This is a genomic window from Dietzia sp. CW19 (assembly GCF_014145265.1).
GTDB classification, from domain to species: Bacteria; Actinomycetota; Actinomycetes; order Mycobacteriales; family Mycobacteriaceae; genus Dietzia; species Dietzia natronolimnaea.
Map to the genome: position 1 here is coordinate 1 of NZ_JAALEE010000404.1, position 1,444 is coordinate 1,444.

The following is a 1,444-nucleotide window of genomic DNA, read 5'->3' on the forward strand; positions in this document are numbered from 1 at the left end:
GCGGCATCCGGGTTGGCAGGACCGGGTCGAGGTGCCACAGCCCGCCCCGCCCGACCCGTGGCGGGATCCCCACGCCCCGGTGGGGTTCGGAACCCCCGCCCTGCAGGCGGCGGACGAGCCCGGACCGGAGGATCTGTCGGGTGCGGACGTGCCCCCGCAGCCGAGGCTCTCACTCTCCGAGGCTCTGTTCGAGCGGCGACTGAGCAGGCAGGCGCTGGCAGGGGCGACCGCCGCCGTCGCCGTCATCGCCCTCGTGGGAGGGGGGATCGGCGCGGTCGTGGCCGATTCCGCCCGCGTCCTCACCACGTCGACGGTCCGCATCGCCGACGCGCCGGCGAACGTCATCCGGCCCGACAACCCGGTCGGTGAGGTGGCGCAACGGGTCCAACCGGCGGTGGTCCACATCCAGGTCTCCACGGCCTCGGCCCGGGGTGAGGGCTCCGGCATCGTCATAGACCCGCAGGGCTACATCGTCACCAACAACCACGTCGTCACCATGGACGGCGCCGCCGACAGGGCGGACATCGACGTCGTCTTCCCGGACGGGTCCAGGGCATCGGCCGAGTTGGTCGGCCGCGACCCGGCGACCGACCTGGCGGTGCTGAAGGTCGACGACGTCCAGAACCTCACCGTCGCGACCCTCGGTGATTCCGATCGGGTGCAGGTGGGCGAACAGGTCGTCGCCATCGGGTCGCCCCTCGGCCTGGCCCGGACGGTCACCGAGGGCATCGTGTCGGCCACCCAGCGGCCGATCGCCCTGGGGGAGTCCACCTCCGACGGGGACGTGGTGATCGACGCCATCCAGACCGACGCGGCCATCAATCCCGGCAACTCGGGTGGTCCGCTCATCGACGCCAGCGGGGCGGTGATCGGGATCAACACCTCCATCTTCACCCAATCCGGCGGGTCGATCGGGCTCGGGTTCGCCATCCCCGTCAACGATGTGCGCGACATCGCCACCTCGCTCATGAGCGAGGGCTCCGTACGTCACGCGACCATCGGCGTGAACGCGCGCAAGGCGGAGAACGGCAACGTGGAGGGTGCGGAGCTGGTCAACGTGCGGGAGGGGTCGCCCGCACAGGAGGCCGGGCTCCGGGAGGGCGACGTGGTGACGAGTGTCGGGGAACGCGGTGTCCGGTCCTCCGACGAGCTCATCGTGGCCGTCCGACGGGCGGGCGCGGACGTCGACGTGCCGGTCGAGGTCATCCGCGACGGTGCACGGATCGAGGTGACCGTCCGACCCGTACTCGCCTGACCCGCTCGGGGCCGGCAGGTCGCCGGCGCCGGTGGCCGGTCGTCCGAGGTCGTGGTGCCGGTCGGTGCCGGGACGACGTATCCTCGGAGGCGATGTTCACTAACGTGGGGTGGTCCGAGCTCCTGGTGCTCGGCGTGATCGCGCTCGTGGTCCTGGGGCCCGAGCGCCTACCCGAGGCCGCCCGCTGGC

Annotated in this window: 2 protein-coding genes; both read left to right on the forward strand. The window is 72.1% G+C overall.

Annotated elements, in window-relative coordinates; all coding sequences use genetic code 11:
- On the forward strand, positions 1-1,255 hold a 1,255-nt coding region (locus tag G6021_RS12175), incomplete at its 5' end, for a trypsin-like peptidase domain-containing protein (RefSeq protein ID WP_182641399.1).
- A gap of 92 nt (positions 1,256-1,347) precedes the next feature.
- The coding region (locus G6021_RS12180; protein ID WP_182641400.1) for a twin-arginine translocase TatA/TatE family subunit at positions 1,348-1,444 on the forward strand (97 nt) is incomplete at its 3' end.